General features: G+C 65.7%; 17 protein-coding genes and 2 pseudogenes. 4 read left to right on the forward strand and 15 right to left on the reverse strand.

Annotated elements, in window-relative coordinates; genetic code table 11:
* Nucleotides 1-22: 22 nt before the first annotated feature.
* The 8 genes and pseudogenes from fghA to SCA01S_RS09920 form a co-directional block, all read right to left on the reverse strand.
* Nucleotides 23-862, reverse strand: a complete 840-nt coding sequence (gene fghA, locus SCA01S_RS09890) for an S-formylglutathione hydrolase (protein ID WP_062785244.1) — start codon at nucleotides 860-862, stop codon at nucleotides 23-25.
* A 2-nt stretch (nucleotides 863-864) separates the two neighbouring features.
* On the reverse strand, nucleotides 865-1,245 hold the full coding sequence (locus SCA01S_RS09895; protein WP_062785189.1) for a VOC family protein: 381 nt from the start codon (nucleotides 1,243-1,245) through the stop codon (nucleotides 865-867).
* Between the two features lie 73 nt (nucleotides 1,246-1,318).
* Nucleotides 1,319-3,922, reverse strand: coding sequence for an HWE histidine kinase domain-containing protein (locus SCA01S_RS09900; protein WP_084390908.1), 2,604 nt, complete (start codon nucleotides 3,920-3,922; stop codon nucleotides 1,319-1,321).
* Nucleotides 3,923-3,985: 63 nt separating this feature from the next.
* Nucleotides 3,986-5,395 (reverse strand): succinylglutamate-semialdehyde dehydrogenase, encoded by a 1,410-nt coding sequence (gene astD / locus SCA01S_RS09905; RefSeq protein WP_062785191.1) that lies wholly within the window; start codon nucleotides 5,393-5,395, stop codon nucleotides 3,986-3,988.
* A gap of 5 nt (nucleotides 5,396-5,400) precedes the next feature.
* Complete coding sequence (locus SCA01S_RS23085; protein WP_500797057.1) at nucleotides 5,401-5,637, reverse strand: hypothetical protein; 237 nt, start codon at nucleotides 5,635-5,637, stop codon at nucleotides 5,401-5,403.
* A 30-nt stretch (nucleotides 5,638-5,667) separates the two neighbouring features.
* Nucleotides 5,668-6,409 (reverse strand): annotated as a pseudogene (locus SCA01S_RS23025) (arginine N-succinyltransferase); the annotation flags it as partial.
* A complete protein-coding gene (locus SCA01S_RS09915) occupies nucleotides 6,409-7,629 on the reverse strand; it encodes an aspartate aminotransferase family protein (RefSeq protein ID WP_062785193.1) in 1,221 nt (406 codons plus the stop codon). The pseudogene SCA01S_RS23025 and the gene SCA01S_RS09915, both read right to left, overlap by 1 nt.
* An 86-nt stretch (nucleotides 7,630-7,715) precedes the next feature.
* Nucleotides 7,716-8,756: a DUF1338 domain-containing protein gene (locus SCA01S_RS09920; protein ID WP_245652509.1), complete on the reverse strand. Its 1,041-nt coding sequence runs from the start codon at nucleotides 8,754-8,756 to the stop codon at nucleotides 7,716-7,718.
* 96 nt (nucleotides 8,757-8,852) lie between these two features.
* On the opposite strand from SCA01S_RS09920, the gene SCA01S_RS09925 reads away from it, so the two are divergent.
* Complete coding sequence (locus SCA01S_RS09925; protein WP_054132159.1) at nucleotides 8,853-9,758, forward strand: LysR substrate-binding domain-containing protein; 906 nt, start codon at nucleotides 8,853-8,855, stop codon at nucleotides 9,756-9,758.
* A gap of 14 nt (nucleotides 9,759-9,772) precedes the next feature.
* Here the strand turns inward: SCA01S_RS09925 and parC are convergent, their stop codons facing one another.
* Entirely contained in the window at nucleotides 9,773-12,052 is a 2,280-nt protein-coding gene (parC, locus tag SCA01S_RS09930) for a DNA topoisomerase IV subunit A (protein WP_062785195.1), read from the reverse strand.
* A gap of 104 nt (nucleotides 12,053-12,156) precedes the next feature.
* Between parC and SCA01S_RS09935 the strand changes: the two genes are divergently transcribed.
* The gene (locus SCA01S_RS09935; protein ID WP_062785248.1) at nucleotides 12,157-12,753 is read left to right on the forward strand and encodes a type 1 glutamine amidotransferase domain-containing protein; all 597 of its coding nucleotides are present in this window, start codon (nucleotides 12,157-12,159) and stop codon (nucleotides 12,751-12,753) included.
* On the opposite strand, the gene SCA01S_RS09940 is transcribed toward SCA01S_RS09935, so the two are convergent.
* Together SCA01S_RS09940 and SCA01S_RS09945 are read right to left on the reverse strand one after the other, a co-directional pair.
* Nucleotides 12,750-13,862 (reverse strand): acyltransferase family protein, encoded by a 1,113-nt coding sequence (locus SCA01S_RS09940; RefSeq protein ID WP_062785197.1) that lies wholly within the window; start codon nucleotides 13,860-13,862, stop codon nucleotides 12,750-12,752. The genes SCA01S_RS09935 and SCA01S_RS09940 overlap by 4 nt on opposite strands.
* Nucleotides 13,863-13,971: 109 nt before the next feature.
* Nucleotides 13,972-14,448, reverse strand: a complete 477-nt coding sequence (locus tag SCA01S_RS09945) for a cache domain-containing protein (RefSeq protein WP_022677217.1) — start codon at nucleotides 14,446-14,448, stop codon at nucleotides 13,972-13,974.
* Nucleotides 14,449-14,670: 222 nt separating this feature from the next.
* Between SCA01S_RS09945 and SCA01S_RS09950 the strand changes: the two are divergent.
* A pseudogene (locus tag SCA01S_RS09950) lies at nucleotides 14,671-14,838 on the forward strand (plasmid stabilization protein); the annotation flags it as partial.
* Nucleotides 14,839-14,874: 36 nt separating this feature from the next.
* Here SCA01S_RS09950 and SCA01S_RS09955 read toward each other — a convergent pair.
* The 4 genes from SCA01S_RS09955 to SCA01S_RS09970 are packed head-to-tail and all read right to left on the reverse strand — an operon-like array spanning nucleotide 14,875 to nucleotide 18,456.
* On the reverse strand, nucleotides 14,875-15,477 hold the full coding sequence (locus SCA01S_RS09955) for an ABC-type transport auxiliary lipoprotein family protein (protein ID WP_062785199.1): 603 nt from the start codon (nucleotides 15,475-15,477) through the stop codon (nucleotides 14,875-14,877).
* Between the two features lie 36 nt (nucleotides 15,478-15,513).
* Nucleotides 15,514-16,452, reverse strand: a complete 939-nt coding sequence (locus tag SCA01S_RS09960; protein WP_022677220.1) for an MlaD family protein — start codon at nucleotides 16,450-16,452, stop codon at nucleotides 15,514-15,516.
* A 3-nt stretch (nucleotides 16,453-16,455) separates the two neighbouring features.
* Nucleotides 16,456-17,334, reverse strand: a complete 879-nt coding sequence (locus SCA01S_RS09965; protein ID WP_022677221.1) for an ABC transporter ATP-binding protein — start codon at nucleotides 17,332-17,334, stop codon at nucleotides 16,456-16,458.
* A gap of 3 nt (nucleotides 17,335-17,337) precedes the next feature.
* On the reverse strand, nucleotides 17,338-18,456 hold the full coding sequence (locus SCA01S_RS09970; RefSeq protein WP_062785201.1) for an MlaE family ABC transporter permease: 1,119 nt from the start codon (nucleotides 18,454-18,456) through the stop codon (nucleotides 17,338-17,340).
* 127 nt (nucleotides 18,457-18,583) lie between these two features.
* Here SCA01S_RS09970 and SCA01S_RS09975 point away from each other — a divergent pair, with 127 nt between their 5' ends.
* The gene (locus SCA01S_RS09975) at nucleotides 18,584-21,298 is read left to right on the forward strand and encodes a valine--tRNA ligase (protein WP_062785203.1); all 2,715 of its coding nucleotides are present in this window, start codon (nucleotides 18,584-18,586) and stop codon (nucleotides 21,296-21,298) included.
* The last annotated feature ends 145 nt before the right edge of the window (nucleotides 21,299-21,443 follow it).

A 21,443-nucleotide genomic window follows, 5' to 3' on the forward strand; every position in this document is an offset into this window, starting at 1 on the left:
TGGGGAGGGGGTGCAGGGCAATTTACAACCGCTCTGCGTGCCAGCGCAGGTGATCGTCCATGAACGTGGAAATGAAGTTGTAGCTGTGGTCATAGCCCGGCTGCAGCCGCAGCGTTAGGTCAACGCCCGCCGCTTCGCACGCCGTGGCGAACAGGTCGGGCCGCAATTGCTCGGCCAGGAAGCTATCGGCATCGCCCTGGTCGATGAGGATGGCCCCCGCCGGGCGCTTGCCATCTTCGACCAGCGCGGTGGCGTCATGCGCGCGCCATGCGGCACGATCGTCACCCAGATAGCCGCCCAGCGCCTTGTGGCCCCAGGGCACCTGCCCCGGCGCCACGATCGGCGCAAAGGCCGAAAGCGACTTGAACGTTTCGGGATACGTCAGCCCCAGCGTCAGCGCACCATGACCGCCCATCGAGTGGCCGGTGATGCCCATCCGCGCGATATCAACCGGGAAATGCGCGGCAAGCAGAGCCGGCAGTTCCTGCGAGACATAGTCCCACATGCGGTAATGCGCGGCGTAAGGCTCTTGCGTGGCGTTGACGTAAAAGCCCGCGCCCAGGCCAAAGTCGTAGGCACCGGCGGGATCGTCAGCTACGTCCTCGCCCCGCGGCGAGGTATCGGGCGCCACGAAGATCAGCCCGAGTTCGGCGCAGAGGCGGCGATATTCGCCCTTGTCCGTCACGTTGGCGTGGGTGCAGGTCAGGCCCGAGAGATAGAGCAGCACCGGCAGCTTGGCCCCAGCCTGCGCCTGGGGCGGCACGAATACCGAAAAGGTCATCGGCGTAGCCGTGGCGGCCGAGGCGTGCTTGTACACGCCCAGCACGCCACCATGGGCCTTGGTGGTGGAAACCGTTTCCAGCGTCATTGCACGGCGCCATAGTTGTGCAGCGCGCAGATCTTGTGGCCATCGGGATCGCGCAGATAGGCCAGGTAATAGGGGGTGCCATTGCGCACGCCGGGCGGGTCTTCGCAGGCGCTGCCGCCATGGGCGATGCCGGCGGCATGCCAGGCGTCGGCCTGTTCCGGGGTCATGGCAAAGCCCACGGTAAAGCCGTTGGCGCACGTCGCCGGCTCGCCGTCGATCGGCTTGGTCAGGATGAAGATGCCGCCGTTGTGCACATAGATCAGCCGCCCCTTGGGATCGACGATGCCCTGGGGCCCACCGAACGTGGCAAAGGTGGCATCGTAAAAGGTCTTGGCACGGTCGATATCGTTCGTGCCGATCATCAGGTGGCTGAACATGGGCGTCTCTTCTCCCGGTGCAGCGCCCCATGCGCCGCCTCGCGCGGGGTGTGCCCGGCCCGGCCCCTGCCGGTCAAGTGCCCGCGTGGGGTGATTGCCGCACGGCTTGGGCCTGGCCCACGGCAGCACGCAGTTCCTTGAGACCATAGGGCTTGTTGATCACCGGCACGCCGGGCCAGCGTTCGTTGCCAATGCCTTCGCCATAGCCGGTGGCGAAGGCGAATGGCACGCCCAGTTCGGTCAGCCGATCGGCGATCGGCGCACTGGTATCCACGCCCAGGTTGAAGTCCAGCAGGGCAAAGGCAAACTCGTTCCGCTCCAGCAGGCGCAGCGCATCGCGCACGGTCGGCGCAGTGCTGACCGCCGCCGCGCCCAGTTCGCGCAGCGCGTCTTCGCCATCGAGCGCGATGATCATGCTGTCTTCCACCAGCAGCACGTTGCAATCGTCCAGCGGCGTGGTCGCCCCGCCCAGGCTGATCGGCGTGGGACCACTGTGCCGCGCCGCCGTTACCCCCGCCACACAGTGTTCGGGCAGGGTGAAGCGGGCATGCACGCCCGGTTCCAGATAGGCGATGTTGGCCGTGCCACCCAGGTCATAGGGGATCGAGCGTTCGATGATCGTGCTGCCAAACCCGCGCCGGGTGGGCGATGCCACGGGCGGGCCATCGCGTTCCTGCCAATCGAGCACCAGCCCGCCGCTGCCGTCACGCTCCCACGAAATGTGCACCGTGCCCTGCCCGGCGAGCGCGCCATACTTCACGGCATTGGTCATCAATTCGTGGATGACCAGGGCAATCGTGACGTAGGCGGTGGGATAAAGCAGCACGTTCTCGCCCTGCGCCACCACGCGTTCGGATTGCGCGCGCAGATAGGCGCCGGCTTCGACTTCTACCAGGTCAGCCAGCCGCGCCGGCCCCCAGCGATCGGCGGTGATCTGGTCATGCGCGCGGGCGAGCGAGCGGATGCGATCATCGAGCGTGACGATAAAGCCCGCCACATCGGCGGCGCCATCGCGGGTCTGCGCGATCAGGCCGCGGATAAGCGAGAGAATATTGCGCACGCGGTGATTGAGTTCGGCAATCAGCAGTTCCTGCCGTTCCGACGCACGGGCCCGCTCCACCCCGGCGGTTTCCGCCAGGCGCACCAGCACTTCCAGCATGCCCACGCGCAGCGCTTCAGCCACGCGGCGCTCGGCCGGAGTAAACGGCTGGCACGTGCCCTTTACCAGTTGCGCCCAGGCCTCGAAACTCTTGCGCGGGGTCAGGCGCGGGCCGTTGGGGCCGTGCACCATTTCCTTTTCCGGCTTGCCGCCCCAGCGCACCTCGCGCAGGCGTTCTGCCCGGAACAGCACGATATAGTCACGCGGCTCGCGCGACAGCGGAATCGCCAGCATGCCGGCCGCCACGTCGGCGTGATCGGCCGCGGCTGGCAGCATCTTGGCAATCGTCTCGGTGGCAAAGACCTGCCCGGAAGAGACCCGGTTGAGCAGGCGCACGATGCTGTCAAACTGGTCGTCATTGGGGGTCAGCCCCACCAGCGAGGTCTGGCCGCGCACATGCACGCCGATGCCATCGGCGGGAATGGCATCGCCGATCACGTCGGCCAGCCATTGCGGATTGTCGAGCAGGTCATTGTCCTGCGCCACGGTGGCCAGCAAGCGATCGGTAACGGCGCGACCGCGCGCTTCATACTCGCGAGCCTGGGCGTTTTCCCGCGCGTCGAGCATGAGCGAGAACATCTGGCCAAACAGTTCAGCCGCGCTGCGTGCGGCCATGCTGGGCAGGCGCGGGGAGTAGTGATGGCAGGCAAACAGCCCCCACAGCTTGCCACCCACCACGATCGAGATCGACAGCGACGCGCATACGCCCATGTTGTGCAGGTATTCGATGTGGATTGGCGACACTGCGCGCAGAACGGACAGCGACTGGTCCAGCAGCAGTCCATCGGGATCGCGCTGCGGCACCAGGGGCACCGGTGTAGACCCAACGTCAGCAATCACGCGAAAGGTATTGCGCAGATAGAGCTGGCGCGCCTGGGCCGGAATATCGCTGGCGGGATAGTGCAGCCCCAGAAAGCTGTCGATGCCATGTCGCGCGGATTCAGCGACGACCTCGCCCGATTCCTGCGCATCGAAGCGATAGACCATGACCCGGTCAAACCCGGTGATCGCCCGCACCTGGCGCGCGCCTTCCCGCAGGAACGCGGGTAGGCCTTCCACCTGTTGCAGCCGGCCGATCATGCTGCGCACCACCGAGGTCGCCTCGATCGGCTCCAGCGCTGCCGGCTCGGCCTCGATCACGATCTCGCGCCCGGCGAAATGCAGCGCCACGTCGAACGGCGGCTGCCCAGCCAGCAATGGCAGGGCGAAAATCCGCTCTACCGCATCGGCGCCACGCAGCGTGGTCAGCCGGTTGCGGATGGTGTGGATTGCCTCGCGGTCGAGCAGATGGGTAAGCGGCTGGCCCAGCACGTCGTGCGCAGCCATGCCGGTAAATTGATCAATGTTTTCAGAGACCCGCGCAACCATCCAATCGGGCGTGATGGCGACGAGAAATCCGAAGGGCTGAATGATGCCCAGAACATGGATCGGCTCGCGGTCGCAATTGCTGAGATCCACGGCAAAGGCTTCCGCCTGCTCGGCAGGAACCTGGCCGCTTGATTCAGTTTGCTGGGTCATCCGTAGCGCCAATAACGCACGACCGAAAAAAAGGTGCCGAATATTTTCGGCACCTTTTGCAATTTATGACGGAATGCCCGGCACCGGCTGTGCCGCAATCGTCGGCGCCTCGAAACTGGCCATCGGCCAGGCGCAATAATCCGCGGCGTAATAGGCGCTGGGGCGGTGGTTGCCACTGTCACCCAGCCCGCCGAACGGCATGTTGGCCGCAGCGCCCGTGGTCGGGCGATTCCAGTTGACGACGCCGGCACGCACCATCAGGCGGAACTCGTCCCATAGCGCAGGATCAGCCGAGACCAGCCCGGCGGAAAGACCGAACGCGGTATCATTGGCACTGCCCAGCGCGGCGGCGAAATCGGCCACGCGCCGCACGCTCAGCACCGGGGCAAAGACCTCGCGATCGGGCACGGCAAGGCCGGTCACATCGAGGATCACCGGCGCAAAGAATGCCTCGCGCCGTCCTTCCTGCACGGCTTCGGCCAGGATCGGCCGGGCGCCGGCGGCCACCAGGTCTGCCACCGCCGCACGGGCCGCGCGGGCCTGGGCATCGCCCACCAGCGGGCCCATGAAAGCCTCACCCGGCTCGTCCCACGCCGCGATCGGCAGGCGCTGCGCCAGATCGACCAGCGCCGCGATCACCGCATCGCCCCACGCGCCCTCGGGCAGGATCAGGCGGCGCGCGCACGAACAGCGCTGGCCACTGGTGACGAACGCCGAATGGACGATGAGGCTGGCCACCGCCGCAGGATCGCCATCCCAGGCCACCAGCGGATTGTTGCCGCCCAGTTCCAGCGCCAGGATCACATCGGGGCGATCGGCAAACTGGCGGCGGAAAATCTGCCCGGCGGCGGCAGAGCCGGTGAACAGCAGCCCGTCGATCCGACCCTTGAGCAGCGCCTCACCAGTTTCGCGCCCACCCTGCACGATATTGAGCACGCCATCGGGCAGCCCGGATTCACGCCACAGGCCCACCATGGCAGCGCCAGTGGCCGGCGTCAGTTCCGAAGGCTTGAACACCACGGTATTGCCCGCCAGCAGCGCCGGCACGATATGCCCGTTGGGCAGGTGGCCGGGGAAATTGTAGGGACCCAGCACGGCCATTACACCGTGTGGGCGATGGCGCAGGGTGGCGCTGCCGAACGGCATATCGGCGCTACGCGAACCGGTGCGTTCGGCTTGCGCCGCGATCGACACCGCCACCTTGCCGGCCATGGAGGCCTGCTCGGTGCGCGTTTCCCACAGCAGCTTGCCGGTTTCAGCGGAAATCAGCTCGGCCAGCGCCGGGCTGGCCTTGACCAGCGTGGCATAGCGCTGGGCAATCGCCACGCGCTCTTCCAGCGGGGTACGTGCCCAGGCTGGGAACGCGGCATGGGCCTTGGCCAGCGCAGCGGCGCAGGCCGCCTCGTCGGCCACTTCGCCTTCCCACACCACGCGGCCATGGGCCGGATCGAACGACTGGAGCCTTTGGGTCACGGCAATCAACTCACGATCAGAGGGTCACCCGGGCGGATGCCCAGGGCGGCCAGGGTTGCTTCGGGAACGACCAGCGCGTCATCGGTGATGCGCGCCGGGGTCAGCGTGGCGCGGAACGTGGCAAGGCCGGGCACCGCCACCAGATGCAGCCGCTCGTCGGCGGCCACCTCGACCACACCGGCCGCCGCCGGCAGGGTCTGCGCATTGCGAACCGTGCGGATCTGGTCGCGCGGCGCCGTCACGGTGGGGCCACCATCGAAAATGTCGATCAGGCCCGAACGGGTAAAGCCTTCGTCTTCCAGCATCGCCAGCGCGCGCGCCGTGGCGATGAACCTTGGCGATTGCCTCGCGCGCGGCGGGATCGACCAGTTCGAGGTAGATCGGGTGGCGCGGCGCCAGATCGAGGATGAACTGCCCGTCTGTCGCGGTGATCATGCGATCGGCATCCTCGAACGGCAGGCGAAAGAACTTGGCGGCAATGCCGTGCCAGAACGGGCTTTCATCGCGCTCGTCAAACCAGCCGCGCAGTTCGGCCATGATCGTGGCGGCAAACAGATCACGGTTGGCACCGATCAGCGCATAGCGCGCCCGGGCCAACAGCGATCCCGCCCCGCCCTGCCGCTTGCGCGGGCGCAGGAACAGCGATCCCACTTCCGACGATCCGGTGCATTCGTTGACCAGCACCAGCGCCTGGTGATCGAACCGCGTGCCGGTTGCCGACGAATACTGCGCCAGGGTCATCACCCGGAATGAAAAGTGCGGCCGGTCGAGCCCTACCGCGCCCTTGATCCCGGCCACGCCCTCGATCACGCCGGTTTCGGTGTCTTCGAGCATCAGCGTGTACCAGGCGTGCTGCGGCGACACTTCCCGCGCAAAGCTTTGCGCGGAAAGCGCCAGCCGCTCGGCCAGCACGGCGCGGTCTTCGGGCAGGCTGGTAAAGCCCTTGCCCGAAAGGAACGCCAGATCGAGCAGCGCATCGATATCGGCCGGCCCGGCCGGCCGCACCACCAGCATCAGGCGGCCACCGCGCTGGCAGCGTCGACCTGGCCCCAGCCGCGTGCACGCGCATCAGCCAGCGTGGCATCGAGGCGGGACAGCGCCTCGTCCACTTCCTCTGCCGTGATCAACAGCGAAGGCAGCATGCGCACGCAGTTTTCGCCGCCGCCGGCCACCAGCAGGCCGTGCTCGCGGGCCAGGGCCATGACCTCGCGGTTGTTGGCATGGAGCTTGACGCCCATGAGCAGGCCCTTGCCGCGCGTTTCCACGATCTGATCGGGATAGCGCGCCGCCAAGGCGGCAAAGCCGGAATAGAAGCGATCTGACATCGCGCCAACATGCGCCAGGGCAGCGTCCTGCGCAATCACGTCGAACACGGCCAGGCCCACGGCCATGGCCAGCGGATTGCCGCCAAACGTGGTGCCATGCACGCCGGTGACCATGCCGCTCGCCGCCTCTGCGCTGGCCAGGCAGGCGCCGATCGGGAAACCGCCGCCCAGCGCCTTGGCAATCGCCATGATGTCGGGCTCGGCGCCGGGAAACCACTGGTGGGCAAACAGCTTGCCGGTACGGCCCATGCCGCTTTGCACTTCATCGTGGATCAGCAGCACGCCGTGCTCACGCGTCAGGCGGCGCAGTTCCAACAGGAATTCGCCCGACAGCGCGCGGGCACCGCCCTCGCCCTGCACCGGCTCCACGATCACGGCCGCCGTGGTGGGGCGGGCAATCGCTTCGGCGAGCGCGGGCAGGTCATCCACCGACATCTGGTGGAAGCCGGGCAGGCGCGGGCCGAACCCTTCGAGATAGGTGGGATTGCCCGAGGCGTTGATCGCCGCATAGGTGCGCCCGTGGAACGACCCGGCAAAGCCGATCACGTCGATCCGCTCGGGATTGCCCTTGGCAAAGTGATAGCGACGCGCGGTCTTGAGCGCGGCTTCAACCGCCTCGGTGCCGGAATTGGCGAAATAGACCAGATCGGCAAAGGTGGCGCCGGTCAGCTTTTCCGCCAGCTCTTCCTGGCCGGGAATGCGGAAGATGTTGGAAACATGCCACAGCTTGTGCGCCTGCGCGGTGAGCGCGGCGACCAGCCCGGGATGGGCATGGCCCAGGCTGCACGTGGCGATCCCCGCCACGCAATCGAGGAAGCGGCGGCCGTCGCGCGCTTCCAGCCACACACCTTCACCACGCTCCACTTCGATCTGGGCACGGGCATAGAGCGGCATCAGGGCTTGAGACATGACGATTTCTCCCCGCAATCGAGATGCGGAACTGGTGTTGTTGTTATGAATGGACCACCCCCGCGCCATGGCACGGGGGCAAACTCTCAGGCGGCGGCCGTCATCTTGAAGATGCCGGTGGCATTGCCGCTGTCAAAGGTAAGGTCGAGCTTGCCCGTAGCCGGATCGGCCCGGCGCGTGATGAACTCGAAGAACGAGCCCGGCACGGTCTGCGCCGTCAGCGTGCCATCCTCGGCCCGGAAGGAACGCTTGACCTGGGCCGCGCGCAGCGCGGTCTGCCGCACCCGGCCCGAGGCGGAAACCTCCACCTTGTCCTTGATGCTGCGGCCTGCCACGCGCTCGCCCTGCGCGGTTGCCTCCACATCAGCGACGCGATCGGTCACGTGGTTGAAAGCGTTGCCTTCGGTGGCGATCCAGGCGGCCTCGGCGCTTTCGGCGCGCAGGATCTCATAGTCGCTTTCGAACGGCACCGGGTGCTGGCGATCGAACAGGCCCATCACGACCTTGAGGGCGGCCACGGCATCGTCCTGCGGCACGCTGCCACCGGCGGCAAAGCGCGACAGCACCTGCGCCGTGGCGGCATCGAGGCGATCGAGCGCCGGGCCGAACACGCGCACCGCTGACTTGGCAAAAGCGGGCGAGAACTGATCGACGTGCAATTCGCTGACAAAGAACTGCGGCATGGTTTCGGGCAGCTTGGCATGGCACCACACGTGCCCGGTCATCTTGAGACGCGGCAGAGGATAGATGCCCACTTCGATATAGCCGAGCGGTTCAAGCACGCGGCGGAACGCTTCCACGCCCTGCGGCATGGCGCAGCGCGCGCCCTGCGGCAGCAGCACCGTGCGCAGCGCCCCGTGGTCAAGCACGATGCGGCGGCCTTGGGCCACGCATTCGTCCACGTATTCGGCACCTTCGGGCACGCGCTTCAAAAGATCGGCAAAGAGCACGAGATTGAGCGCCTCGGCAAAACGCAAGGCATCGATACCGTTGACCGGGGCATGACCGCCGGTGGGCACCATCGGGGCAGCCAGCGCACGAATCTTTGCCGCAGCTGCATGGCCCAGGACATTTTCAACAAGATCCGCAGCACCGGTTTGTTCGATGGTTGCCAAGTTCTGCATCATGCGCTCTTTCGATCTAATATCGTCCCAAGCCGCAATTTATGATAGGAAAGCCGGGTATCAAAACGGGTAAGCATCATCTGTTGATAGGGTTTTGGAATGAGTGAATCACGCCGCGAGCTTCCCTCGATGACCGCGCTGGCCTGCTTCGTGGCCGCCGCGCGCGAAGGCGGTTTCTCTCGCGCTGGCGCGCAGCTGGGCCTGACGCAAAGCGCAGTCAGCCGCCAGATCGCGCTGCTGGAAGAAAGCCTGCAGACCCCACTGTTCCAGCGCCACGGCCGCCGCGTTACCCTGAACGAGGCCGGGCGCGCCTATGCCGAGGATATCGAGCCGGCACTGCGCCGCATCCGCATGGCCACCGCCAAGGCCATGGACCGGGGCAGCCGCCGAGACCTGACCATCGCCACGCTGCCCAGCTTCGGCATGCGCTGGCTGGCCCCACGCCTGCCCGGGCTGACTGCGCGACACCCCGAACTCACGGTGAATTTCGCCGCGCGCTCGTTCCCGTTCGACTTGCGCGAGGAGCGGTTCGATGCCGCGATCCACTTTGGCGCCGCCGATTGGGACGATGCCGAGATGATCCCGCTGTTCACTGAACAGGCGGTGGTGGCCTGCGCGCCATCGTGGCTGGCGGCCGAAGGGGTGCATGAGCCCGCCGATCTCCTGGGCAAGCCGCTGCTGTTCCAGATCTCGCGCCGCAACGCCTGGAACCGCTGGTTCGCCCTCGCTGGCATCGATGGCCTGCCGCCGCTCAAAGGCGCGACCTTCGAACACTTCCTGATGCTGGCCCAGGCCGCCGCCGCCGGATCGGGCGCCGCTCTGCTCCCCCGCTTCCTGATCGAACCGGAACTGCAATCAGGCGCGCTCGTCACCCCGTTCGCCACCGCACTGGTCGACGAGGGGCAATACTACCTCGTCCTGCGCCCCGACTGGCGCGATCACCCCGGCCTCGTCAAATTCCACGACTGGCTGGTCGACGCGGCCAAGGAACAGGGCGCGGCTTAAACGCCCGTACCTGCCTAGAACGTATTATCCCGCGGGAAGCCAACAGGTGGCAAACGTCCGGCGGCGCCGCGGGCGACCTTCCAGGGGAGGAGGTCCTTTTCCACGCGGGTGCGGCCGGTTTCGCCGCCCATGGCCCAGGTCAGACCGTCTTCCAGCTTGAGCGTGATGGCATCGGACAAGCCGCCATCGCGATAGCGTTGCAGCGTCACCCCCTGCCCCTTGGCCAGGATCGGTACTTCCGACAGGGCAAAGATCACCAGCTTGCGGTTTTCGCCCACCACGGCGACGTGATCATGTTTGGGCGCGATTTCCCGCACGATCTTGAGGCTGACACCGGGCTTGGTCGATACCACGCCGCGCCCTTTCCGGGTTTCGGCCAGCAGTTCGTCCATCTCGGCGGCAAAGCCGCGCCCGGTATTGGCGGCCAGCAGCAACTGCCCCTTGGGCCGATAGACCACCAGCGCCATAATGTGCGCGTCGGGATCGATATCGACCATGGTGCGGATCGGCTCGCCAAAGCCGCGCGCACCGGGCAGCTTGTCGGCGCCGAGCGTGTAGAACCGCCCATTGTCGAGCGCGACCAGCAGCTTGTCGGTGGTCTGCGCGTGCAAGACCCAGGCCGGGCCATCGCCTTCCTTGAACTTGAACTCGGTATCGAGCGGCAGATGCCCCTTGGCCGCGCGAATCCAGCCGCGCGCCGAAAGCACGACGGTGACCGGCTCTTTCTCGATCATCGCATCCATCGAGAATTCGCGCGTCGGCGCGGCTTCGGCAATCGTGGTGCGGCGGCGGCCCAGCGCGGTTTCCGGGCCATATTCCTTGCGCAGCGCCGCCAGCTCACGCTTGAGCCGGGTGCGCTGGCGCGCCGGGCTTTCCAGCAGCTTGTTGAGATCGTCCTGCTCGGCCAGCAGGGCGTCGTGCTCGCGGCGCAATTCCATCTCTTCCAGCTTGCGCAAGCTGCGCAGGCGCATGTTGAGAATGGCTTCGGCCTGGCGATCGGTCAGGCCGAATTCGGCCATCATCACTGGCTTGGGCTCGTCCTCGGTACGGATGATCTCGATGATCCGATCGAGGTTGAGATAGGCAATGATATAGCCTTCGAGCAGTTCGAGCCGCGCGGCGATCTTGTCCAGCCGGTGCTGCGTCCGGCGCAGCATGATATCGATCTGGCTGACCACCCATTCCTGCAACAGCAGCTTCAGCCCCAGCACGCCCGGCGTGCGCTGCGAATCCAGCACGTTAAGGTTGAGGCCAAAGCGCGTTTCCAGATCGGTCAGCCGATAGAGCGATTCCTTGAGCAGTTCGGGATCGACATTGCGGCTCTTGGGCACGAGCACGATGCGGATGTGCTCGTCGCTTTCATCGCGCACGTCTTCCAGGATCGGTAGCTTCTTGTCGCCGATCAGGGCGGCGATCTGTTCGATCAGCTTGCCCTTTTGCACCATGTAGGGGATTTCGGAAATCACCAGCTGCCACTGGCCGCTGCCCAGCCGCTCGATCCCGCTGCCTTCCCAGGTGCCATCCTCGGCCCGGCCGGTCGAAAAGCGCCCGCGCACGCGGATCGAACCGCGCCCGGTTTCATAGGCAGCCGAAATTGCCGTCGGGCTATCGACGACCACGCCCCCGGTGGGGAAATCGGGGCCATGGAAAACTTCCATCAGCTGGGCATGTTCGGCGTGGGGATTGTCGATCAGCAAAAGCGTGGCATCGACGATCTCGGCCACGTTGTGGCTGGGAATGTTGGTGGCCATGCCCACGGCAATGCCGCTGGCACCATTGGCCAGCAGGTTGGGGAACAGCCCGGGAAAGATTTCCGGTTCCTGCTCCTCGCCATTGTAGGTCGGCAGGAAATCGACCGTGCCTTCGTCGAGCCCGGCCATCAGCCGGATCGCCGTCGCGGTCAGCCGCGCTTCGGTATAGCGATAGGCCGCCGCGTTATCGCCATCGATATTGCCGAAATTGCCCTGCCCCTCGACCAGCGGATAGCGCAGCGCGAAATCCTGGGCGAGGCGGACCATCGCGTCATAGACGCTGGCATCGCCATGCGGGTGATACTTGCCGATCACATCACCCACCACGCGCGCCGATTTCTTGAACGCGCCGTTGGGATCGAGTTTCAGCTGCCGCATCGCCCAGAGCAGGCGGCGATGCACGGGCTTCAAACCATCGCGCAGATCGGGCAGCGATCGCGCCGTGATCGTGGACAGCGCATAGACCAGGTATCGCTCCGACAGGGCGGAGTCGAAGGGAGCATCGACGATAGCGTCGAACGGATCTTTGAAATCATCGGCCATGGCCGAATCCGTGTAGCAATACCGTGAACAAAACGAAACCTCCGGAACTGTCATCACGGCGGGCCATTGTGGGCAAGTACCCCCCGATTAGACGGAGAATGACCATGGCCAAACGCGTGCTGATCCTGGCGACCGACGGCTTTGAACAATCCGAACTGCTTGAACCGAAAAAGGCGCTGGAAGCAGCCGGCATCGAAACCGTAGTCGCCAGCCCCAAGACCGGCTCGATCAAGGGCTGGAACCACACCGACTGGGGCGAAAGCGTCAAGGTGGACATGCGCCTCGACGCGGTGGAAGCAGATGACTTCGACGCCCTGCTGCTGCCCGGCGGCCAGATGAACCCCGATGCGCTGCGGCTCGAATCCCGCGTGATCGAGCTGGTCGAGGAATTCGACGACATGGACAAGCCGATCGCGGCGATCTGCCACGGCCCCTGGCTATTGGTGGAAGCCGACATCATCGATGGCCGCACGGTAACCGGCTGGCCCTCGATCCGCACCGACCTGGAAAATGCCGGGGCCGATGTGGTGGACCAGGCCGTGGCGATCGACGGCAACCTCATCACCAGCCGCAAGCCCGATGACATCCCCATGTTTGCCCAGGCGCTGATCGATGCGCTGGAGGAAGACGAGGAAGAAGAGGACGAAAAGGGCTGGGAGGAAGAGGAAGAAGGCCTGCTGGAAGACGAAGACGAAGACTAACGCTGCAAGGCCAGACGCCCGCCGCTGAGCCATTGCGCCAGCGGCGGGCTGATGGCCACAAGCAGCCTGCCCAGCAAGAGCGTGGCGCCCAGCGCCAGCAGTGGCTGGGCCAGCAGGAACAAGGGATAGGCCGGCGCTCCCAGCGGGCCAGTCAGGCGGCCGATGGCAGGGCCAGCGCACCAGATCAGGATCAGGTGACAGCAGAACAGCAGGAACATCGCCGGCTCCAGCCGCAGCAGCACGCCCCCGGCGCGCGTGGCAGCAAGGCGCCAGGCCAACGCCCAGAAGCACAGCGCCGTGGCGCCGCGCATGGCCAGATCGACCGCCGCCATGAGCAAGGGCGACGCCAGCCCCTGCGCTTCGCCATAGAGTTCCAGCCAGATTTTCACCCCCGATAGCGCCAGATAGGGTGCCAGGATCAGCACCAGCGGCGCGCCGGCAATCCGTGCAGCCGCATCGTGCCGGCGCACCAGCATGCCCAGGACAAAGAAACCCAGGATGGACGGGCGCTGCAACAGCGGGAAAACCGGCGGCGCCAGGCTCCACGCCAGGGCGGCAACCGCCACCACCGCCAGCGTGCGATCGCCCTGCCGCACCAGCAGCGGCGCGGCGAGCAGGCAGACGAACAGATCGCGCAGGAACGGCATCTGCACGTTGATCTCGTTCGGGTGGGCAAGGCCGGTCAACTCGTTGGCCAACCAGCCCCACGACGTGGGCTGCGGCGCATAGAGCAACCCAAGGTAGGCAGCGCCCGATACCACGACGATGGCAATGGCATTCCATGCCAGCATCGGCACGACCACGGTGCGCGCCTTGCCGGCAAGGAATGCCCGCGCGCCGCGCCGCGCCAGCGACGGGCCCACCAGCCAGCCCGACACCAGGCTGAGCAGCGGCACCGACGAGCGCGCCAAGAGTTCGATCAGGCCCCAGCGCAACAGGCCCTGCGGCGTATGGTCGAGCGCGGTCAACGCCGGGCCATAGAGCCCGGTCCAGGCGTGGACATAGACAATACCCAGGATGCACAGCACGCGGGCCAGGCCGATCGCGCGCGAGGTACGGACGCGGGTATCGGCAAACGACTGGCTTTCCTGAAACACGGGCGCTGACATCCTTCATCGACGCCCCGCCACGCGATGAACGCGGCGGGGCCGTGGATGTCAAACCCGTCAGGCGGCCAAACGTGCCCCGCACGCGGCCAAGCCCGATCAGCCCTGGTTATCAGCCGGCATAGTACCCCACGCCGACAATGTGGTCGCCCACGCGCTGGACCAGCGAGCGCTTGTGCTCCACCCGGTTGTCCACACGGTTGAGCCAGACATAGTCCACCCGACCGCCGTCCTTGGCCTTGGCGAGCGCGATCATGTCCTGCACGAAGGGGCGGCCTTCGGCATCGGTCATGGCGCTGGCATCGCTGCCAGCAAGCTTGGGATCGGCACCCGACGCTTCATAGCGGCCGGTCATACTGAACACGAAAACGTACAGCTCACGGGTGTGGAACGGGCCGTTGGGATCGTTGAATTCGGCAAAGGCCTTGGGCGCGCCAACGCCTTTCACTTCGGCCACCGCGCGTGAGAGCAGCGCCTGGGCATCGGCCGATCCGGCATGGGCGGCAGCCTGGGCCGGCACGGACGCCAGCGGCACGGTAACACAGGCCATGGCACAGGCCAGGATCAGGCGGGGAAACGTGGGCAACATTGGTCGAGCCTCCTTGGACGCATGGGTCAAACGCCCCGGAAGGAACGCCGCGCGGCGGACTATCGCGCGATCCCCCTTGGGTGAGGCCGGATGTGCCATGCGCTGGCGGCGGTGTCGGTGCGATAGATCAATTGGCGCAAATTTGCCGGAACCATCGTGCGCGCCACCCCTTGATCAGGAACTGGCAGACAGTGCCGATGACTTTGGCCCAGGAGAACGACGATGCCGCAAGGCAGCAAAGACGCCTATACCGACAAGCAGAAACGCAAGGCGGAGCACATCGAGGAGAGCTATGAAGCGCGCGGCGTAGAACCCAAGGAAGCCGAAGCGCGCGCCTGGGCCACCGTCAACAAGCAGGACGGCGGCGGCAACAAATCGGGTTCGGGCCGCAAGCACGGCTGACCACAGCCGCGCCCCGGCGCCCGATCACCCCAGCCAGTCGACCACCTGGCGCGCCACGTCGTTGGCAGCCTGATTCAGCGCCGGGCCGATGGCTGCGGCATCGTCGCTGACATTGGGCACGCGCGCCTCGAAGCGGCGGGTCTCTATCTGGCCGCCCGGTGCTTCCTTCACGGCGTCAAAGCGCACCACGGCGCTGTGGCTCGGCAGGTCATAGCCCATGGCCAGCAGGCGGCCCGAAAGCCGCTGCTGCCACTGGTCGATATCGCTTTCCACCACCAGGCGGCCGCCCTTGGCGCGCAGGGTTTCGGCGATCAGGTGCTGCAACTGGCGCGCCGGGCGTTCGACCCACTGTGTCTTCTTGATGTAGGCGACGTTGCTGGCATCGATCTGCACTGGCACGCGCAGAACCGAGACGCGCGCATCGGCCGAAGGCTCCATCACCACGACAGACTTGGCCAGCGTGCCCGAGGCGCCCTGCCCGGCTGGAACCGTGGCATCAGAGCTGAGCGCCAGCAGCGTGGCAGGCGCCTTGCCACCGATGCTGACACAGCCCGACAGGCTGAGGGCAGCCACCAGCAGCGCACCGAGAGCCGGGCGCGAGGCGGGGATGAGCGGGCGAAACGGCATGTCAAATTCCCCCAGTGGAGATCTATGGCGCAACGATCAGTGCTTGTAGTCGGGCAGCTTGGGGCTGCCGACCACGCTGCTGACGCCGCGATCGTTGATGCGATCGGTCAATTCACGCAAGGAACGGGTGGTGGCCTGAAGATCACGCAGCGCCGCATCGGCTGCCGGGAGCGTCTGCTGGTCAAACCGCTTGAGCCCCGGCTGCGCAGACTTGGCCGTATCATTGAGTGCATCGGCCGCCGCCTGGGCAGACTTGAGCGTATCGCGCAGCTGCTTGGCCAGGCCATTGCCTTGGTCGTTGAGCAGATTATCGGCCGAACCAGCAACCTTTTCAAAGGCCGACAGGGTATAGGTCGCCTGGCGCAGCGTGGACTGCAGCTCGGCCAGGGTGCGCTGCACCTGCGGCGAGGCATCGGCCAGGTTGGCAGTCATCTTGTCGGTATGCGCCAGGATGTTCTCGATCGACTTCTGGTTCTTGTCAGACAGCACCATGGTCAGGCGCTCGGTCAGGGTGGCCAGGCGCTCCAGCAGCAGCGGCGCGTTGGACAGGATTTCGCCCAGGCCCGAACGCTTGGTCGGGATCACGGGCGCCCCTTCCGGTCCAGGCTGGTCAATCGGCGGCGCGCCCTTGACGGCGCCGGCCAGCTGGATCGTGGAAACGCCGGTAAAGCTGCCCTGGATGCTGGCAGTGGTGCCCATCAGGATCGGCACGCGCTTGTCGATGGCGATGCGCACGCGCACGAACTCCGGGTCTTTCTCCCACAGTTCGATATCTTTCACCTGGCCCGAGGGCACGCCCGAAAACGACACTTCCGATCCCTTGGCCAGGCCATCGACCGATTGCTTGAAGAAGATGTCGTATTCGTTCTGCGCGTTCTGGTTCAGCCGCGCGATCCAGATGGTGAGCACCGCCGCGCCGATCAGCAGCAGCAGCGTGACGGCCCCGACCCAGATATGGTTTGCCCGCGTTTCCATCGCTTATTCCTGTTCCATCGCGGAGGTGGCCGCCTCGGGATTGGGTTTTACCACATGGGCCGCTTCGCGATCTTGCGCATCCTTGGCCGCCCGACCGCGCGGTCCGTTGAAGTATTCCTGGATCCATGGGTGATCCAGCGCCAGCAGTTCGGGGATCGTGCCCACGGCAATCACCTTCTTGTCGGCGAGCACCGCCACCCGATCGCAGATTTCATAGAGCGTATCGAGATCGTGGGTGATCAGGAACACGGTCAGTCCCAAGGTTTCCTGCAGGCTGCGGATCAGGGTATCGAACGCGGCAGCCCCGATCGGGTCGAGCCCGGCGGTCGGCTCGTCCAGGAACAGCAGTTCCGGATCGAGCGCCAGCGCGCGCGCCAGGCCAGCGCGCTTCTTCATCCCGCCCGAAAGCTCTGACGGATACTTGCTGGTGGCATTGGCCGGCAGGCCCGACAGCAGCACCTTGTAGCGCGCGATTTCGTGGCGCAGTTCGTCGGTGATCTCGGGATAGAACTCGCGCAGCGGCACCTCGACGTTTTCCGCCACGGTCAGCGTGGAAAACAGCGCCCCGCCCTGGAACAGCACGCCCCACTGGCTGCGGATATCGATATCGTCATCATCGCGCGCGTCGGTGATCGAGCGGCCGAGCACTTCGATCGAACCTTCCTGCGGAATCTGCAGGCCGATGATCGAGCGCATGAGCACCGATTTGCCGGTGCCCGAGCCACCCACCACGCCGATGATCTCGCCCCGCTTCACATCGAGATCGAGACCGTCGTGGATCACATGGTCGTCAAAGCGATTGACCAGCCCACGCACGCGGATCGGGTAATCGCCTTCGAATTCGTCGGGGATCGGCGCCAGGTGCGCCTGGGGATCATGCATGGCTCATCCCCAGCCGATCTTGGTGAAGAACACCGCAAAGAAGGCGTCGAGCACGATCACGGTAAAGATCGCCAGAACCACGGCAGAGGTGGTGCGCGTGCCCACCTCTTCGGCATTGGTCTTGACCTGCATGCCCTGGTAGCAGCCGGCGAGCGCGACGATCAGGCCGAACACCGGCCCCTTGACCAGCCCGACCCACACGTCGTGGATCGGCACCACTTCCTGGATGCGCGCCAGGAAGGTGAGGAACGGAATGCCCAGCGACACCGAGCCGAGAAACGCCCCGCCGATGATGCCCAGCACCGAGGAATAGATGCCCAGCAGGGGCAGCATGATCATCGTTGCCAGGATGCGCGGCAGCACCAGCGCCTCGGTCGGCGAAACGCCGATCGTGCGCATGGCGTCCACTTCCTCGGTCAGCTTCATCGTGCCCAGCTGCGCGGCAAAGGCCGATCCCGATCGCCCGGCGACCATGATCGCGGTCATCAGGATGCCCAGCTCACGCAGGGTCAGGCGGCCGACGAGGTTGATCGTATAGATTTCCGCGCCGAACTGCTGCAGCTGCACCGCCCCCTGCTGCGCGATCACCACGCCTACCAAAAAGCTCATCAGCCCGACGATGCCGAGCGCGTTGACACCCACCAGTTCCATCTGATGGACAAGCGCAAGCCCGCGAAAGCGGCGCGGATGGCGCAGCGTCATGCCGATCGCCGAAATCGCCTGGCCCAGGAAGCCAATGATCTGCAGGAACCCCACCGCCAGCGCAATGACCATCTTGCCCACTTCATCGGGCACGCGCTCAATCAGCGGCAGGCGCGGAGCGCGGATGCTTTCGCGGTTTTCGTCGGCCTTGCTGATCGCGTTGATCAGGCGTTCGGCCTCGTCGCGGCAATTGACGATCTTGGCGCCGAGCTGCTGTGACAGGCGCCACACCGTCCAGGCGCCAACGGTGTCCATGCGTTCCACGTCGCTGACGTCGATCTCGTCCACCGGATCGGCGATCTGGCGCAGGCGCCGGTCGACCAGACCCAGGGAAGATACCACCATCGGGCCGCTGAAATGCAGCACATTGCCGCCACCGCCCTGGCCCGGCTCTATCGTGAAATCGGCTAAGGCTCTCATCCTGCCCACTTCATGGGCGAAAATGGAGGGGGCGACAAGTGCATCACGTGCGGCGAAACGCAGGAAGCGGCTTTTCCGTTCCCGCCGCCGCTTGCGATAGTGGGCGGCAACTGGCAAGGCGCCAGCCATGAGCGAGACCACTACGCAGCAGGAATCGGGCCAGGACCAGCTGGCCAAGACGTTCGAACCGGGCGCTATCGAGGCGCGCTGGTATGGCCATTGGGAAGGCAAGGGCCTGTTTCGCCCGGAACGCCCCAATGCCACCCCGTTCACCATCGTGAACCCGCCGCCCAACGTAACCGGCTCGCTCCATATCGGCCATGCGCTGGACAACACGCTGCAAGACATCGTGATCCGCCACGAACGCCTCAAGGGCAAGGACGCGCTGTGGGTGGTGGGCACCGACCACGCCGGCATCGCCACGCAGATGGTGGTGGAACGCCAGCTGGAAGCGAACCAGGACAAGCGGACCAACTACACGCGCGAGCAGTTCGTCGACAAGGTGTGGGAATGGAAAGCGGAAAGCGGCGGCACCATCACCCGCCAGCTGCGCCGCCTGGGCTGCTCGATGGACTGGACCCGCGAGCAGTTCACCATGGACCCGCACTTCACCCGCGCCGTGGTCAAGGTCTTTGTTGACCTGCACAACCAGGGCCTGATCTACCGCGACAAGCGGCTGGTCAACTGGGACCCCAAGCTCAAGACCGCGATTTCCGACCTCGAAGTGGAAACGCGCGAGGTGCAGGGCCATTTCTGGCGCTTCCGCTATCCCCTCGCAGATGGCGTGACGCTCGACAGCGGCGCCGATCATATCGTGGTGGCCACCACGCGCCCGGAAACCATGCTGGCCGACATGGCGGTGGCCGTGCACCCCGACGACGAACGCTACAAGAGCGTGATCGGCAAGCATGTCGTGCTGCCGCTGACGGGCCGGCGCATTCCGATCGTGGCCGACGAACACGCCGATCCGGCGCTGGGCACCGGCGCGGTGAAGATCACCCCGGGTCACGATTTCAACGACTTTGAAGTCGGCAAGCGCGCCGGAATCGAAGCACGCGACATGCTCAACATGCTCGATGCCGAGGCCAAGGTGGTGCAGACCGTCGATGGCCTGATCCCCGCGGCGTTCGTCGGCCTCGATCGCTTTGACGCGCGCAAGGCCGTGGTCGAGGCGCTCAAGGCGCAAGGCCTGCTCGTGCCCCATGTCACCAAGGACAAGGACGGCAACGAGACCGAGCACGACGCCGAACCGCGCACGATCCAGACGCCATATGGCGATCGCGGCGGCGTGGTGATCGAACCCTGGCTGACCGACCAGTGGTATGTGAATGCCGAATTCCTTGCCCGCAAGCCGATCGAGGCGGTGCGCTCGGGCGCCATCGAGATCGTGCCCAAGTCGTGGGAAAAGACCTTCTTCAACTGGATGGAAAACATCCAGCCCTGGTGCGTCTCGCGCCAGCTGTGGTGGGGCCACCGCATCCCGGCGTGGTACGATGCCGATGGCAAGGCCTATGTCGCGGAAACCGAGGAAGAGGCGCAGGCCCTTGCCGGCAACAAGCCGCTCACCCGCGACGAAGACGTGCTCGACACGTGGTTCTCGTCCGCCCTGTGGCCGTTTGCCACGCTGGGCTGGCCCGACGATACCACGCTGGTGCAGCGCCACTATCCCAATGACCTGCTGGTCTCGGGCTTTGACATCCTGTTCTTCTGGGATGCCCGCATGGCCATGCAGGGCCTGCACTTCATGAACGAAGTGCCGTGGAAGCGGCTCTACCTGCACGGGCTGGTGCGCGCGGCCGATGGGCAGAAGATGTCCAAGTCCAAGGGCAACGTGGTCGATCCGCTGGGCCTGATCGACAAGTACGGCGCCGATGCGCTGCGCTTCTTCATGGCGGCGATGGAAAGCCAGGGCCGCGACGTGAAGATGGATGAGAAGCGGGTGGAGGGCTATCGCAACTTCGCCACCAAGCTGTGGAATGCAGCGCGCTTTTGCCAGGCCAACGGCATTGCCGCCTCCACCACGCTGGAAGCCCCGCAGGCGACCAGCGCGGTCAACCGCTGGATCGTGGGCGAAGTGGTGGAAACCGTTGCTGCACTCGACCAAGCGATGGCCGACCTCCGCTTTGATGCGGCAGCCAACACGATCTACCACTTCGTGTGGGACACGTTCTGCGACTGGTACATCGAACTGATCAAGGGTTCGTTCGACGATGAAACCCGCGCCGTGGCCGGTTGGGTGCTCGACCAGATCCTGGTCATGCTCCACCCGTTCATGCCCTTCGTGACCGAGGAACTGTGGCACGCACTTGGCGCCCGCGACAACGAACTGATCGTTGCTCGCTGGCCCGCGCCGCAGGCCAGCGTCGACGCCGATGCCAAGGCCGAAGTGGAATGGCTTATCGCGCTGGTTTCCGCGCTGCGCACCGCCAAGAACGAACTGGGCATCGCGCCCGGCGCCCGGCTCGATGCCTATCTGGCTGCGCCGAGCGAGCGCACCGCCGCGATCATCGCCGCCAACCCGGCCGCGATCGAACGCCTGGCGCGCCTTTCGGCAATCCACTTCGCCTCGGCCCCTGCGGGCGCTGCCATGCAGATCGTGGCGGGCGATGCCACGCTGGTGGTGCCGCTGGAAGGGATCATCGACATCGCCGCGGAAAAGGCCCGCCTGGAAAAGGCCCTGGCCGCCGCGCAAAAGGAAGCCAAGGCCCTCGAAGGCCGCCTGGGCAACCCGTCGTTCGTCGAACGCGCCAAGCCCGAAGCGGTGGAAAAGGCCCGCGCCGACCACGCCCACCACAGCGCGGAAAGCCAGCGCCTGGCCGCCGCGCTGGCCCGGCTGGGGTAACAAACCGCCGTGCTGTACCTCGCACCACCCCGGCATATCCTTCCAAAGAAAGCGAAGGGCTGGGCCGTACCCTCCCCCTCCTCTTCAGAGGAGGGGGTCGGGGGGTGGTGGAGGCCAAATCCACCTTTGCGCCAGAGCTTCCACC

The sequence above is a fragment of the Novosphingobium capsulatum NBRC 12533 genome (assembly GCF_001598375.1).
Classification (GTDB): Bacteria; Pseudomonadota; Alphaproteobacteria; order Sphingomonadales; family Sphingomonadaceae; genus Novosphingobium; species Novosphingobium capsulatum.

Excerpts from the sequence above, each read along its gene's own strand:
- SCA01S_RS09895 (WP_062785189.1), bottom strand. The coding sequence starts at position 1,245 with ATGTTCAGCCACCTGATGATCGGCACGAACGATATCGACCGTGCCAAG.
- SCA01S_RS09900 (WP_084390908.1), bottom strand. The coding sequence starts at position 3,922 with ATGACCCAGCAAACTGAATCAAGCGGCCAGGTTCCTGCCGAGCAGGCG.
- SCA01S_RS09915 (WP_062785193.1), bottom strand. The coding sequence starts at position 7,629 with ATGTCTCAAGCCCTGATGCCGCTCTATGCCCGTGCCCAGATCGAAGTG.
- SCA01S_RS09920 (WP_245652509.1), bottom strand. The coding sequence starts at position 8,756 with ATGATGCAGAACTTGGCAACCATCGAACAAACCGGTGCTGCGGATCTT.
- SCA01S_RS09925 (WP_054132159.1), top strand. The coding sequence starts at position 8,853 with ATGAGTGAATCACGCCGCGAGCTTCCCTCGATGACCGCGCTGGCCTGC.
- parC (WP_062785195.1), bottom strand. The coding sequence starts at position 12,052 with ATGGCCGATGATTTCAAAGATCCGTTCGACGCTATCGTCGATGCTCCC.
- SCA01S_RS09935 (WP_062785248.1), top strand. The coding sequence starts at position 12,157 with ATGGCCAAACGCGTGCTGATCCTGGCGACCGACGGCTTTGAACAATCC.
- SCA01S_RS09940 (WP_062785197.1), bottom strand. The coding sequence starts at position 13,862 with ATGTCAGCGCCCGTGTTTCAGGAAAGCCAGTCGTTTGCCGATACCCGC.
- SCA01S_RS09945 (WP_022677217.1), bottom strand. The coding sequence starts at position 14,448 with ATGTTGCCCACGTTTCCCCGCCTGATCCTGGCCTGTGCCATGGCCTGT.
- SCA01S_RS09955 (WP_062785199.1), bottom strand. The coding sequence starts at position 15,477 with ATGCCGTTTCGCCCGCTCATCCCCGCCTCGCGCCCGGCTCTCGGTGCG.
- SCA01S_RS09960 (WP_022677220.1), bottom strand. The coding sequence starts at position 16,452 with ATGGAAACGCGGGCAAACCATATCTGGGTCGGGGCCGTCACGCTGCTG.
- SCA01S_RS09965 (WP_022677221.1), bottom strand. The coding sequence starts at position 17,334 with ATGCATGATCCCCAGGCGCACCTGGCGCCGATCCCCGACGAATTCGAA.
- SCA01S_RS09970 (WP_062785201.1), bottom strand. The coding sequence starts at position 18,456 with ATGAGAGCCTTAGCCGATTTCACGATAGAGCCGGGCCAGGGCGGTGGC.
- SCA01S_RS09975 (WP_062785203.1), top strand. The coding sequence starts at position 18,584 with ATGAGCGAGACCACTACGCAGCAGGAATCGGGCCAGGACCAGCTGGCC.